The organism is Pseudomonas sp. F01002 (genome assembly GCF_004402115.1).
Lineage (GTDB): Bacteria > Pseudomonadota > Gammaproteobacteria > Pseudomonadales > Pseudomonadaceae > Aquipseudomonas > Aquipseudomonas frigoris.
In genome coordinates this window covers 374,856-388,871 of sequence record NZ_SOPU01000015.1, presented here as the reverse complement: position 1 = coordinate 388,871, position 14,016 = coordinate 374,856, and the positions used below count along the sequence as shown (strand labels likewise).

The 14,016-nt window shown below is 60.0% G+C and carries 11 protein-coding genes, 1 pseudogene and 1 riboswitch; of the genes and pseudogenes, 2 read left to right on the top strand and 10 right to left on the bottom strand.

The annotated features are described in order from the left end of the window. Position 1 precedes the first annotated feature (1 nt). From E3W21_RS11335 to E3W21_RS11305, 7 genes are all read right to left on the bottom strand, one after another. The gene (locus E3W21_RS11335; RefSeq protein WP_129439024.1) at positions 2-526 is read right to left on the bottom strand and encodes a TIGR02281 family clan AA aspartic protease; all 525 of its coding nucleotides are present in this window, start codon (positions 524-526) and stop codon (positions 2-4) included. Next, a complete protein-coding gene (locus tag E3W21_RS11330) occupies positions 523-1,512 on the bottom strand; it encodes an esterase-like activity of phytase family protein (protein WP_134419793.1) in 990 nt (329 codons plus the stop codon). The genes E3W21_RS11335 and E3W21_RS11330 overlap by 4 nt, the downstream gene beginning before the upstream one ends. After that, positions 1,512-3,416 (bottom strand): DNA topoisomerase IV subunit B, encoded by a 1,905-nt coding sequence (parE, locus tag E3W21_RS11325; protein ID WP_046045699.1) that lies wholly within the window; start codon positions 3,414-3,416, stop codon positions 1,512-1,514. The genes E3W21_RS11330 and parE overlap by 1 nt, the downstream gene beginning before the upstream one ends. A gap of 54 nt (positions 3,417-3,470) precedes the next feature. After that, complete coding sequence (locus E3W21_RS11320; RefSeq protein WP_134419791.1) at positions 3,471-4,079, bottom strand: YqiA/YcfP family alpha/beta fold hydrolase; 609 nt, start codon at positions 4,077-4,079, stop codon at positions 3,471-3,473. 214 nt (positions 4,080-4,293) lie between these two features. After that, entirely contained in the window at positions 4,294-5,109 is an 816-nt protein-coding gene (gene cpdA, locus E3W21_RS11315) for a 3',5'-cyclic-AMP phosphodiesterase (protein ID WP_134419789.1), read from the bottom strand. A 258-nt stretch (positions 5,110-5,367) separates the two neighbouring features. Next, positions 5,368-5,820 carry a DUF1249 domain-containing protein gene (locus tag E3W21_RS11310; protein ID WP_008153350.1) on the bottom strand — a complete coding sequence of 151 codons (453 nt, stop codon included), beginning with the start codon at positions 5,818-5,820 and terminating at the stop codon, positions 5,368-5,370. Beyond that, complete coding sequence (locus E3W21_RS11305; protein WP_134419787.1) at positions 5,811-6,428, bottom strand: NUDIX domain-containing protein; 618 nt, start codon at positions 6,426-6,428, stop codon at positions 5,811-5,813. Before E3W21_RS11305 ends, E3W21_RS11310 begins: the two co-directional genes overlap by 10 nt. 227 nt (positions 6,429-6,655) lie before the next feature. Here E3W21_RS11305 and E3W21_RS11300 point away from each other — a divergent pair, with 227 nt between their 5' ends. Further along, positions 6,656-7,402, top strand: coding sequence for an RsiV family protein (locus tag E3W21_RS11300; RefSeq protein WP_134419785.1), 747 nt, complete (start codon positions 6,656-6,658; stop codon positions 7,400-7,402). Here the strand turns inward: E3W21_RS11300 and cytX are convergent. Both cytX and thiC read right to left on the bottom strand, forming a co-directional pair. Next, on the bottom strand, positions 7,371-8,663 hold the full coding sequence (cytX, locus tag E3W21_RS11295; RefSeq protein ID WP_134419783.1) for a putative hydroxymethylpyrimidine transporter CytX: 1,293 nt from the start codon (positions 8,661-8,663) through the stop codon (positions 7,371-7,373). The two genes, E3W21_RS11300 and cytX, sit on opposite strands and share 32 nt — an antisense overlap. 160 nt (positions 8,664-8,823) lie before the next feature. Further along, entirely contained in the window at positions 8,824-10,713 is a 1,890-nt protein-coding gene (gene thiC, locus E3W21_RS11290; protein WP_046056450.1) for a phosphomethylpyrimidine synthase ThiC, read from the bottom strand. A 162-nt stretch (positions 10,714-10,875) separates the two neighbouring features. After that, positions 10,876-10,981, bottom strand: a riboswitch (TPP riboswitch). Between the two features lie 197 nt (positions 10,982-11,178). Here thiC and E3W21_RS11285 point away from each other — a divergent pair. Then, positions 11,179-12,616 (top strand): annotated as a pseudogene (locus E3W21_RS11285) (TolC family outer membrane protein). Between the two features lie 120 nt (positions 12,617-12,736). Here the strand turns inward: E3W21_RS11285 and waaA are convergent. Further along, positions 12,737-14,014, bottom strand: coding sequence for a lipid IV(A) 3-deoxy-D-manno-octulosonic acid transferase (gene waaA / locus E3W21_RS11280; RefSeq protein WP_134419781.1), 1,278 nt, complete (start codon positions 14,012-14,014; stop codon positions 12,737-12,739). Positions 14,015-14,016 lie beyond the last annotated feature (2 nt).

The window sequence follows — 14,016 nt, the reverse complement described above, 5'->3', positions numbered from 1 at the left end:
CTCATCGGTTCGTTGTCTGGCGCAGCAGCATGGTGCCACCGCGCTGGGTAAATTCAAGTTTGTTCAGCGCGCTCATTCCGAGCAGCACTTGATGGCCATCCAGGCCTGGCACGACGAGGGCGCGCACATCACGCAGCACAATGTCACCCAGTTGCAGCCGGTCGATGCGGGTTCGGTAACCCTGGGTGCGACCGTTGGCTGTGCTCAGGGTCACCCCGAAGCCTTTTTCCAGCTTTAGCCGTTCGGCCATTTCCGCCGGGATCGACACGTCAGTCGCCCCGGTATCGAGCATGAAATCCACTGGCTGGCCGTTGATCTGGCCGCTGGCGACGAAGTGACCCTGTGTGTTGCTGGCCAGTTTCACTTCGATAAAACCTTCGCCCTGCTCAGAGCTGACGACAGTGTTGGGGTTCTGCTGACGCGCCTCCCACTGACCGAAAAACCGCGTCGCCAGAAACAGCGCCGCGCACCAGGCCAGCACCATAAATACCCGACCGGCGCGTTTTCCCGGCGTTTGCTGGCTCACGGCTTGGCGCTCCAGCCGCCTTCAGGCGCGGCAAAGCGCCAGACGATCGGACGTTCCTCGCCATCGGCGCGGGCATCGTTGTTGTTGTCGGTGCCAATCCACGCGCCTTCGGCGTCAACAATCAATGCTTCGGTCAGGCCGTAAGGATTTGAATAGCGGCGATGCGCCTGCAAGGCTTCATCGGCAAACGACCAGCAGCGCTCGACCTTGGCCGTCACCGAATCACGGCGGCAGATCTGGTAAGCGTTGCGCTCAAGGGTAAACAGCTTGCCGTTGAACAGCGACAGGTCGGCAAAGTCTCGGGACACTGCTTTGGCTCGGGGAAACTGCGCCGGCTGCATTTCTTTCCCGGCTTCGCTCAGCAACACACAGCCACCATCGCAATCCCATACCGTTTGTTTGCGCTTGATCAGCAACAATCCACGGCTTTGACGCTCGGCGGCGAGCCACAATTGATCACCCGCCGGATTGATCGCCAGGCCCTCGAACAACGCATTGAAGTGCAGCAGCATGCCGCTGGCCCGGGCTTCGCGAATCAGAATCGGCGAGATCTTCAGCCATGACGATGGCCCAACGGGTGGCACTTGCAGAATCGCAGCATGGGATTCGCTGACGATGTAGCGATTACCGGCGCTGTCGCAGGTGATGCCTTCAAAATCCAGATCCCCGCCACGAACAAACGACGCCACCCAGGTTCGCGAACGCAAGCCCCAGGGCAAACCGCTGTCTGGCACCGGAGGGACGCCTACGCCCACGGTTTCGGCTTGCCATACCTTGTCGCGGGTATCGAGCCGGTAAATCTGATCGTCGTCGCGATCCGACACCGTCCACATATCCTTGCCACACTGGGCCAGCCCGGACAGGTTGCCGCCGCGCATACCGTCAACGGGATGCTCGGACAACAGGCGCAACTGCGGCACCGGTTCGGCAAACACCGAAACCGAGGTCAGAAGTAACGCACACGCCAGGGCAAAGCCAACCCGCATCAGCCAAGAACCTCGGCCAGGTTGCCTTTGGATTCCAGCCAGGATTTGCGGTCACCGGCGCGTTTCTTCGCCAGCAGCATGTCCATCATTTCCGAGGTCGCTTCGAAATCGTCCAGCGTCAGCTGCACCAGACGCCGAGTGTTCGGGTCCATGGTGGTTTCGCGCAGCTGCGGCGGGTTCATTTCACCCAGACCTTTGAATCGTGTGACCTGCGGCTTGCCGCGTTTCTTCTCGGCCACCAGACGATCGAGGATGCCATCGCGTTCGGCTTCGTCCAGGGCGTAGTAAATCTCTTTACCCAGGTCGATACGGTACAACGGCGGCATCGCGACGTAGACGTGACCGGCATCCACCAACGGGCGGAAATGCTGGACGAACAACGCGCACAGCAACGTGGCGATGTGCAGACCGTCGGAGTCGGCGTCGGCGAGGATGCAGATCTTGCCGTAACGCAACTGAGCGATGTCCGCCGAGCCCGGATCGACACCGATGGCCACGGCGATGTTGTGCACTTCCTGGCTGGCCAGCACTTCGCTGCCGTCGACTTCCCAAGTGTTCAGAATCTTGCCGCGCAACGGCAGGATCGCTTGAAATTCTTTATCCCGCGCCTGCTTGGCCGAACCACCGGCGGAATCACCTTCAACCAGGAACAGCTCGGAACGCATCGGGTCCTGCCCGGCGCAGTCGGCGAGCTTGCCCGGCAGTGCCGGCCCGGCGGTGATGCGTTTGCGCTCGACCTTTTTGCTGGCCTTGAGGCGACGGCCGGCGTTGTTGATCGCCAGTTCCGCCAGCAGCATGCCGGTTTCCGGGTTGGCGTTGAGCCACAGGCTGAAGGCATCTTTGACCACACCGGAAACGAATGCAGCCGCTTCACGGGACGACAGGCGCTCTTTGGTCTGGCCGGAGAATTGCGGCTCCTGCATCTTCATCGACAGCACGAAAGCGATACGTTCCCAGACGTCTTCCGGCGCCAGTTTCACGCCACGAGGCAGCAGGCTGCGGAATTCGCAGAATTCGCGCATGGCATCGAGCAAGCCCTGACGCAGACCGTTGACGTGGGTACCGCCCTGCGCCGTCGGGATCAGGTTGACGTAGCTTTCCTGCACGCTGTCGCCACCTTCCGGCAACCACAGCAGCGCCCAATCGACCGCTTCTTTGTTACCGGCCAGGCTGCCGCAGAACGGCTCGTCCGGCAGGCGTTCGAATCCGTTGACCGCGTCCACCAGGTAGGAGCGCAGGCCGTCTTCGTAATGCCATTCGACTTTCTCGCCGGTGGCCTTGTCTTCAAAACTGACCAGCAGCCCCGGGCACAGAACGGCCTTGGCCTTGAGCACGTGCTTGAGGCGGCTGATGGAGAATTTCGGCGAATCGAAGTATTTCGGGTCCGGCGCGAAGAATACGCTGGTACCCGTGTTGCGCTTGCCGACGGTACCAATGATTTCCAGCTCGGTTTTTTTGTAACCGTCGGCGAAGGTCATCTGGTATTCGTTGCCGTCACGCTTTACACGCACCCGGACCTCGTTCGACAAGGCGTTGACCACGGAAATACCCACCCCGTGCAGACCGCCGGAGAACTGGTAGTTCTTGTTGGAAAACTTGCCGCCCGCGTGGAGCTTGGTGAGGATCAGCTCGACGCCCGACACGCCTTCTTCTGCGTGGATATCCACCGGCATGCCGCGGCCGTCATCGCTGACTTCCAGGGAGTGATCGGCGTGCAGGATGACCTGCACCGAGGTCGCGTGCCCGGCCAAGGCTTCGTCGACGCTGTTGTCGATGACCTCCTGGGCGAGGTGGTTCGGCCGACTGGTGTCGGTGTACATGCCGGGGCGTTTGCGCACCGGGTCGAGGCCCGAGAGGACTTCGATGGCGTCTGCGTTATAAGAGCTAGCGCTGGGAGTGGCCATGGGGTCTCGTCGTCCGCCTGTAAAAAGAGTGTTCTGTGAAAAAGAGGCGATGGTTCACAGTGCTGTGAAATCAATCGCCTGATACAAATCTGCGCCGATGCCGGCAAAGCTCAACATTGCCGGAAGTTGCGCGGCAAAACCCTGGAAACTATGGTCGCCGCCGGCCTGGATGCGCAAGGCACAGGCCCGGTAGTACTGCTGGGCGAGGCGATAGTCCAGCGTTTCGTCGCTGGTCTGCAACCACACCTGATACCGCTGCGGGTCCTGGGGCGCCGGCACTTCCAGCTCGGCCAGGGCCGTCACGTGGTCGTGGGTCAACTCCCAGGCCTCATCGGTATACAGGTTTTTCTGCGTCCCCAGATACCCGTCGAACATCCGGTGCGGGCTGACGGCGGGGTTGATCAACAGGGCCTTGAGGCCATGGCGCTCGGCCAAGTGAGTCGCATAGTAGCCGCCGAGTGAGCTGCCGACCAGCAGTGGCCGCCCAAGCTCCTCAATCGCCTTGTTTAGCTGACCGATGGCCTCACGCGGATGGTGATGCAAGGCCGGGACGCGCAACTGATCGCTCAAGCCCAGACGTTCCATTACTTGTACCAACTGCGTCGCCTTTTTAGACGAAGGCGCGCTGTTGAAACCGTGGATATAAAGGATCGAACCAGACATTTGAGCTCCCTGTGCGTCGGGTAAAGAGGCGCAGTTTACAGGGAGTCGAGTGGATCGGGGATATCCTCGGAATTCAAGGCGCCTGCACTGACGCCTTCGCGAGCAAGCCCGCTCCCACATTGGATCTCGGGTGCTCACAAATCTTATGTACGCTGCAGATCTCCTGTGGGAGCGGGCTTGCTCGCGAAGGCCGCACTTCAGTCTTTCTGAGTGATCAGTAGCCGTTGGAGCCGTAATCGACCTCAAAGTCGAATCCCGTGACGCGTTCCACGCCGGTTTCCAGCCGGCCATCCGGCAAAAGCCGCAACCAGCGGTACCCAGGGGCTTCGTCACTCACCTTGAAATCATCACTGCCCGGCTCGAACTGAATACACGTCGAAGGCGAGGCAATCAGCCGCACACCCTTGCGAACCTGGTCGATCTCTTGATGCACATGCCCCCACAAAACAGCGCGCACCTGCGGAAACCGATCCAGCACGGCAAACAAAGCGTCTGGATTGCGCAATCCAATGGGCTCCATCCACGCACACCCGATAGACACTGGATGATGATGAAAGCACACCAGATGATGGCGCTCCGGCGCCTCACACAACGAACGGGCCAGCAACTGTAGCTGCTCATCTTGCAAATACCCCGGCACCGAACCCGGTACGGCCGAATCAAGCAACGTGACGCGCCAGTTACCGACATCCACCACCGGCTCCAGCAACGCACTCTGCACGGCTGCCTCAGCCATGATCCGCGGCTCATCATGATTACCGGGAATCCAGCGCGCCGGCGCATCGAGCTGTCGCGTCAGGTCGCGAAACTGCTGATAGGACTCCAGCGTCCCGTCCTGAGAAAGATCGCCACTGGCAATAATCAGGTCGATCTGCGGCTGCTGAAGCCGCACCAGCTCGATGACTTTTTGCAGGCTGTCCCGGGTATTCATGCCCAACAACGTCCCGTCCGTCTCGGCAAACAGATGACTGTCGGAAAGTTGCACCAGCAACGCCGAGTCGGCGGTGGTCAAAATGGATACGCTTGGCAAGGCGTTCTCCCAGGGCTGAATCACGGGATGGATGAGTGCCGCAATTATGCTGGGGGACGATCAAAAGGGGAAACCTGTGAACCTGACGCAGTTCACACCTAGCGCCCTATCTCCCAAATATGCTCTTTTTTTGGCGAGTGGTCATTGTCGTCAGGCAAGGCGCCGCGACGACTCATAGCTAGCTATGGGGAGGAGCGGCAACGCAGCATGGCGACAATGAACACCGCCAAAAATGAGCATATTTGGGAGATAGGGCGCTCAACGCACAACGGCGTACTCGTGCCCGCAAGCCAGACAATGGCTCAGCCATTCGCCCAGAAACATATTCAGCTGGGCCTTTTCGTCCGGCTGATGCATTGAGGCGTTCGGGTAAGGATAGATGCCGCGAAAACGTCGCGCGTGTTCGGCGCTGACGACTTCGGCCATGCAGGCGTCGTGATAGACCTGAACTTCCAGTTGCGGCACCGGCAGCCACGGCAGGCTGTGTTCCTGGCGCACTTGCAGGGTCGTGGTATACGGACAGACCTGCAGCACTTCGAGGGCCAGCACGCCGAGCATCTGGTCGCCATGAGTCACAGCAATGCGCCGAGCCTCAGGCTCGTTACGCATGTCCGGCAGCAGTCGCATCAGGCGCGCGTAGTTGGCCTCGCAGGAGGCTTGCAGCCCCACGAGGTCGACCCGATAGCGATCGCGCAGTTTGTTTACGACCATAACCCCCTCACTTCAGCGCGGTTCAAAGCTAACCATTGCAAGGCAATGATGCTGGCCGCGTTGGCAATTCGTCCGTCGCGTACGGCCTGCAGGGCATCTTCGAACGCCCAGACCGTGACGCGGATATCTTCTGCTTCTTCCTCCAGCCCATGCAGGCCGCCGACGCCGGTGCTGTCGCAACGCCCCAGGTACAAATGCACGAATTCATTGCTGCCGCCCGGCGATGGAAAGTATTTGGTCATCGGCCAGAGCGCCCCGAACACAAGCCCAGCTTCCTCCTGCCCTTCGCGGTGAGCAACTTCTTCCGGCACTTCTTCCTTGTCGATCAGACCGGCGACCAGTTCGATCAGCCATGGATTGTCAGTCTTGCCCATGGCGCCGACACGGAACTGCTCGATCAACACCACTTCATCGCGCTGCGGATCGTAAGGCAGTACGCACACCGCATCGTGGCGAACAAACACTTCACGATTGATCTCGCGACTCATGCCACCGGCAAACAATTCGTGACGCAAGTGCACACGATCGAGCTTGTAGAAACCCTCGTAGCACTTTTCGCGCCGGACGATATCAACGGCTGTCGGAATGGCGTTGGCAAAATCAGTCATGACAATCCTCTTTACTGCAAATCCGTTACGAGGCTCCTTTTGTTACTTGCAACCTCGACTTCGCGCCATCCTAACGCGCCCGCGACCTTTGATGCAGCCCCTTTCCAGTCAGCGGGATAGACGGTGAGGGCGAAACCAACTCTAATTAGCTTAGTGGCGAACTGACTGCTTCGTTGAGAGTCGAAGCGGATAACTTTTTGCCTTTCCCTGTTTTATGAAGGACGCCCATGTCGCTTTTTAAAATCGCCTCCGTGGCCGCAATCGCCCTGACCCTGGGCGCCTGCCAGAGTTTGTTCCAACCGAACTACCGGACGCCGCTGGAAACCACCCGCGATGCTTCCGAACAGCTGAAACCGGGTTGCACAACACCTGACTGCCCGCTGGTGAACATCGATACGCTGCGCTTCCCGGCCGAACCGCAGTTGGACGGCATCGTCGAAAAACGCCTGCTGCAAATGACCCGCACTTCGCCCGACGCCCCGGTGGCGCCGACGCTGGCAGCGTATCGCGAGCAATTTTTGAGCAGTGCTGGCCCGCGTAACAGCAGTTACCTGCAAGCCAAGGTACGTGAGCAGCATGACGGCTTGGTGATCGTTGAATTTTCCAGCTACCTGGACACCGGCGGCGCCCATGGCACACCGGGCCGCAGCTTCATCAACTATTCGCGCCAGCAACACAAAGTGCTGACGCTGTCGGACATGTTGGTGCCGGGGCAGGAAGAGGCGTTCTGGAAAGCCGCGCAGGTGGCGCACAACAGTTGGCTGATCAGCACCAAGCTCGACCAGGAGCCAGAGTTCGTGAAGAGCTGGCCCTTCGTCAAAACCCAGAACGTGGCGCTGACGTACGGCGGGGTGATCCTCAAGTACGAAGTGAGCACCATCGCGCCTTACGCGCTGGGTCACGTCGAACTGAAGATCCCTTACCCTCGCCTGAATGGCATTCTCAAACCCGAGCTGTTTCCTGGCCGTAACTGAAGGCCCGACCCAGCACGAGTTGTAGCAGCCCTGCCAGAATCAGTGACGGCAGGGTTGCGCCGATGTCCGGATACAGATTAGCCAGCAAATGGTAGGTACTCACCCCGCCTAACCAGGCGAGCAACGCCGGCCAGCGCAATGCGGCTGACGCCACGCGAGCACCGCGCTTGCGCAGGATGAAGTGATCCACCAGCACCACGCCGAACAGCGGCGCAAACACCGAACCGATCAACAGCAGGAAGTTCTGGTACTGGACCAATGGTGCCAGACAGGCGATCAGGATGCAGATCACACCGATGGCCAGCGCCAGATGCTCGACTTTCAAACGCAACAGAATCCCGCTGGAAACGGCCGCCGAGTGAATGTCAGCGAAAGCTTTTTCGGACTCATCCAGCAGAATCAGCAATAGCGGAATCCCCAGGCCGGCACCGGCCAATGCCAACAGCAAGGCATTCACTTCACCGCTCGGCGCGAACGCCAGGGTGTAGGCCACGCCGAGGCTCATCAGCCAGAAGTTACCGATAAAGAAGCCCAGCGCCGTGCCGCCGAACACGTTTTTCGCACGCTTGCCGAAACGCGAGTAGTCGGCAATCAGTGGCAGCCAGGACAGCGGCATGGCGATGGCAATGTCGAAGCCCACGGCGAACGGCATCGAACCATCACCGGCCTGCGCCCACAACGCCGCCAGATCAGCCTTGGCGAACAGGTTCCAGGTCAGCCAGATGCACGCGGCCAGCAACAGCCAGATGCCCCATTTGCGCAGGATCTGCCGCACAAATGTCAGCGGACCACTGACGGCCAGTAAGGTCGCCAAACCACCAAAGAACACGGTCCACAGCAGCGGATTCGACAGCAGACTGCCTTCGCTGAAGGCACGCGCGCCGAGCAGGCTGGCGGCATCGCGCATGACGATGATTTCAAACGAGCCCCAACCGATCAATTGCAACAGGTTCAGCACCGCCGGCAGGCTCGCGCCCTTTGCACCGAGGCTGAGTTTGAGCGCGGCCATCGATGACAGGCCGGTGTCGCTGCCGATCACGCCGACCGCAGCCAGCAGCAGAACGCCGACCAGCGTGCCGAGAAAGATCGCCAGCAACGAACCGGACAGGCCCAGACCTGGTGCGAGCAAAGCGCCGGTCTGCAGGACCATCAGGCCGATGCCGAGGGAGAACCACAGGGAAAACAGATCGCGGCCGCCGAAGACACGTTTGTCTTTGGGCACCGCGATATCAGGGGAATAAGTGCTGGGTTGAATGCTCAAGGGTGTTATCTCAGAGGGATAAGTGTGTCATTGAGATACTCGGCGCCTGGTCTGCCGTCTTCGCGAGCAAGCCCGCTCCCACAGGAGGAATGCATTCCAAATGTGGGAGCGGGCTTGCTCGCGAAGACGGCAGCACAGGCGCCGTCAATCACAGGTCAGATCAAACCTTCTTGTACAGCTGACTGCCTTCCTGTTTGAACCGCTCGGCCTGGTCCGCCAATCCCTGGGCGACTTCGGCGTCGACGGTTTCGATGCGCTGGTTGGCCGCGTATTCGCGAACTTCCTGAGTGATCTTCATCGAACAGAATTTCGGCCCGCACATGGAGCAGAAGTGCGCGACCTTGGCCGAATCCTTCGGCAGGGTCTCATCGTGATACGAACGAGCGGTGTCCGGATCGAGGCCCAGGTTGAACTGGTCTTCCCAACGGAATTCGAAACGCGCCTTGCTCAAGGCATTGTCGCGGATCTGTGCGCCCGGGTGCCCTTTTGCCAGATCGGCGGCATGCGCGGCGATCTTGTAGGTGATGATCCCGGTCTTCACGTCATCCTTGTTCGGCAGGCCCAAGTGTTCCTTCGGCGTCACGTAGCAGAGCATGGCGCAACCGAACCAGCCGATCATCGCCGCACCGATACCCGAGGTGATGTGGTCGTAGCCTGGCGCGATGTCAGTGGTCAGCGGGCCGAGGGTGTAGAACGGCGCCTCGTCGCAGCATTCCAGCTGCTTGTCCATGTTCTCTTTGATCAACTGCATCGGCACGTGGCCCGGACCTTCGATCATGCATTGCACGTCGTGCTTCCAGGCGATTTTGGTCAGCTCGCCGAGGGTTTCCAGCTCACCGAATTGTGCAGCGTCGTTGGCGTCGGCAATCGAGCCCGGACGCAGGCCATCGCCCAGCGAGAAGCTGACGTCGTAGGCCTTCATGATTTCGCAGATGTCTTCGAAATGGGTGTAGAGGAAGTTCTCTTTGTGGTGCGCCAGACACCACTTGGCCATGATCGAACCGCCACGGGAAACGATACCGGTTACGCGCTTGGCGGTCAGCGGCACGTAGCGCAACAGCACGCCGGCGTGGATGGTGAAGTAATCGACACCCTGCTCGGCCTGTTCGATCAGCGTGTCGCGGAACAGCTCCCAGGTCAGGTCTTCGGCAGCGCCGCCGACTTTTTCCAGGGCCTGATAAATCGGCACAGTACCGATCGGCACCGGCGAGTTACGGATGATCCACTCGCGGGTTTCGTGAATGTGTTTGCCGGTGGACAGGTCCATGACCGTGTCCGAACCCCAGCGAATGCCCCAGGTCAGTTTCGCCACTTCTTCTTCGATGGACGAACCCAAGGCGCTGTTGCCGATGTTGCCGTTGATCTTCACCAGGAAGTTACGGCCGATGATCATCGGTTCCAGTTCGGTGTGGTTGATGTTGGCCGGAATGATTGCGCGACCACGGGCGATCTCTTCACGGACGAATTCGGGGGTGATGATTTTCGGCACGCTGGCGCCGAAGCTGTGACCGGCGTGTTGCTGGTCCAGCAGGCCGGCGGCGCGAGCCACTTCAAGCTTCATGTTTTCGCGGATGGCGACGTATTCCATCTCGGCGGTGATGATGCCTTTGCGGGCGTAGTGCATCTGGCTGACGTTGGCACCGGCCTTGGCCCGGCGCGGGTTGTTCACGTGAGCGAAACGCAGCTTGGTCAGCTCCGCATCGGCGAGGCGTTCCTGGCCGAAGTTGGAACTCAGACCCGGCAGGCGCTCGGTATCGCCACGGGATTCGATCCACGGCGATCGCACATCGGCCAGGCCTTTGCGCACGTCGATGATGACGTTGGGGTCGGTGTACGGGCCCGAGGTGTCATACACAACGACAGGCGCGTTGATCTCACCGCCGAAATCGGTCGGGGTCACATCAAGGCTGATTTCGCGCATCGGCACGAGGATGTCCGGGCGAGAGCCCTGAACATAGATTTTTTGCGAGCGGGTAAACGGCTGAACCGATTGCTGATCGACTTGGGCCGAATCACTCAGGTTCGTCGTATTTTTTAGTTTTATCGTCATCACGGGCTCTCCAAACACATCCAGGCAGTGGATTTTTGTCGGAGCGAACCTGTAATCGAATGGACGCACGGGCGCTGGGAAAACCAGCTGTGCTGTGCTCAGTGCTCGAGGGTGTTCGATTGTCGAACAACATCCCGGACGAAGCACAAGAGGACTCGCCGGGTGACGAGAAATCTTGTTCCCTACGCAGGCGCTAACCTGATCAGGTTCAACGGGATCCGAAATTATTCGATCTCAGCCTCATAGCAAGGCACCCCGACAAGAACCCGGCCAGTCTAGACACAACTGGCAAAGAACGCCAACACCGCGGTAAACACCATGATGAATGGCGTAATTACAGGATTGTTGCCGTGCGTATGCGCAACTACACTCGCCATGCCATGCCATGCCGCGCCTTGACGCTATGCGGGCTGCGCCGTACCTTTGGCGCTCAAATTATCAGCGTAATTTTTTAGGGATCGCCTCATGCTGCGCAAACTCTCACTGGCCCTTGCCGTGTCTTGTGCGTCCAATGGAATGGCCTGGGCAGCAGAAGCGCCCTTATCGACCAAGAACGATCTGGTCAGCGTCTACCAGGAAGCGGTGGACAATAACGCCGACCTTGCTGCCGCCATCGCTCAATATGGCGCCCAGAAAGAAGTCGTGCCCCAGGCCCGCGCCGGATTGCTGCCCAACCTCTCGGGCGGCGCTGAACTGGCCAACGTGCGCACCGTGATCGATCAGCCTTCGGCCACCGCCAACCGTAATGCTCACTCCTATCAGGCGACCCTGGCTCAACCGCTGTTCCGGGCCGATCGCTGGTTCCAGTTCCAGGCCGCCAAAGACGTTAACGAACAGGCTGCGTTGCAGCTCTCGGCAACCCAGCAAAACCTGATCCTGCAAACTGCCGTCAGCTACTTCGATGTCTTGCGAACCCAGGACAACCTGGCGTCAACCAAGGCCGAAGAAGCCGCGTTCAAACGCCAGCTCGATCAGTCCAACGAACGCTTCGACGTCGGACTCTCGGACAAAACTGATGTGCTGCAATCGCAAGCCAGCTACGACACTGCACGAGCCAACCGAATCGTCGCGCAGCGCCAGGTAGATGATGCGTTCGAAGCCCTGATCACCCTGACCAACCGTCAGTACAACTCGATCTGGGGCATTTCCCATACCTTGCCGATCCTGCCGCCAGCACCGAACGACGCCAAGGCCTGGGTCGATACTGCAGCCAGACAGAACCTCAATCTGCTCGCGAGCAACTACGCCGTCAGCGCCGCCGAAGAAACCCTCAAGCAGCGCAAGGCCGGCCACGCGCCCACCGTGGATGCCGTGGCGAAATACGAGAAGGGTGACAACGATGCCTTGGGCTTCAGCAACCCGAACGCCTTCGGCCAGCCATACAGTGGCAACGTCGAGCAAACGACCGTGGGCCTGCAGCTGAACATCCCGATCTACAGCGGCGGCCTGATCAACTCCCAGGTGCGCCAATCGTATGCACAGCTGGATCAGTCCGAACAGCAACGTGAATCCTTGCGCCGGCAAGTGGTGGAAAGCACCCGCAACCTGCACCGCGCGGTGAACACCGACGTCGAGCAGGTGCAAGCGCGCAAGCAGTCGATCATCTCCAACCAGAGCGCCGTGGAAGCGACCGAAATCGGTTATCAGGTGGGCACACGAAACATCGTCGACGTACTGGATGCGCAGCGTCAGCTGTACACCTCGGTGCGCAACTACAACAACACTCGCTACGACTACATCCTCGACAACCTNNNNGCGTTTGAAACAGGCCGCGGGTACCTTGAACCCGGGGGATTTGCAGGACCTGGCGCGTTACCTCAAGGCTGATTACAACCCGGATAAAGACTTCCTGCCGCCGGATCTGGCCAAGGCTGCGGCGGAACAGCTCAAAGCCAGACCGTAAAAAGCGAAAGATCGCAGCCTCGTTTCACTCGACAGCTCCTACAGGATGAATACGAATCCCGTGTAGGAGCTGTCGAGTGAAACGNNAGGCTGCGATCTTTTTACTCTCAAGCGATGCGGTCTAGCGGTCGATCAACCGCCCCAACCCATCCAGCAACCGCTGCAACGCGCCCTGATTGGTGCGCATCACCTTCAACCCCGCCTCCGCCATCCGCTGCGCATCCCGTGGCAACTCGAACAGCCGCTGCACCGCCAGCGCCAGACCTTCGGCATCCTCCACTTCCTGCAACGCCCCGGCACTGCGCAGTTGCGCGGCGATTTCGAGGAAGTTAAACAGGTGCGGTCCGCTCAACACCGGTTTGGCCAGAGCCGCCGGTTCCAGCAGGTTATGCCCGCCGTTCGGCACCAGACTGCCCCCAACAAAAGCGCTATCAGCCAATGCGTAAAGAAACAGCAACTCACCCATGGTGTCCCCCAGCAGCACCGACGTACCGGCGGTGACGGGTTCGCCAGTGGAACGACGGACCGTGGCGAAACCCTGCTGCCGACACAACTCGAACACCGGGTTGAAACGCTCTGGATGGCGCGGCACCAGAATCAGCAACGCATCGGGATGATTGGCCAGCAATTGACGATGAGCCGCCAGCACCACCTCGTCTTCGCCTTCATGCGTACTGGCCGCGATCCACACCGGGCGCTCCTGGGTTTGCCATTGCGCACGCAACTCGGCGGCACGCTGAAGCAGTGCCGGGTCGATAGTCAGATCAAACTTGATAGAGCCAGTCACTTCCACGGTTTGCGAACGCGCACCCAAATCGCGGAAGCGCTGGGCCTCGGTCTCGGTCTGCACCGCGAACAGGCTCATCTCGGCGAGCATCGGCTGGGTCAGTTTGCCGAAGCGGCCATAGCCCTTGGCAGAACGCTCGGACAGTCGAGCGTTGGCCAGGGCCACGGGAATCCCGCGCCTGGCGCACTGATGGATATGGTTCGGCCAGAGTTCGGTCTCCATGATCACCGCCAGCTTCGGCTGGACCCGATCAAGGAATCGCTTCGCTGCGCAAGGCAAGTCGTAAGGCAAATAGCAGTGCTGGATGCGCGGCTCATTGGCGAACAGCGCCTGAATGCGCTCCGAACCGGTCGGGGTCATGCAGGTCACGGTAATGGGCAACTGTGGATAACGCTGCAGCAAGGCGCGAATCATCGGCGCCGCGGCAATGCTTTCGCCCACCGACACCGCGTGCACCCAGATGCCGCCCGTTTTCATCGCCGGTAACCCGACGGAGAAACGTTCGCCAACGCGTTTGGCGTACGCTGGCGCCTTGCGCGCCCGCAGCCAAAGCCGAATCGCTACCAATGGCAGCCCCAGGTAAAACAGCGCGGTGTAGAGAGTTCTATTCATGG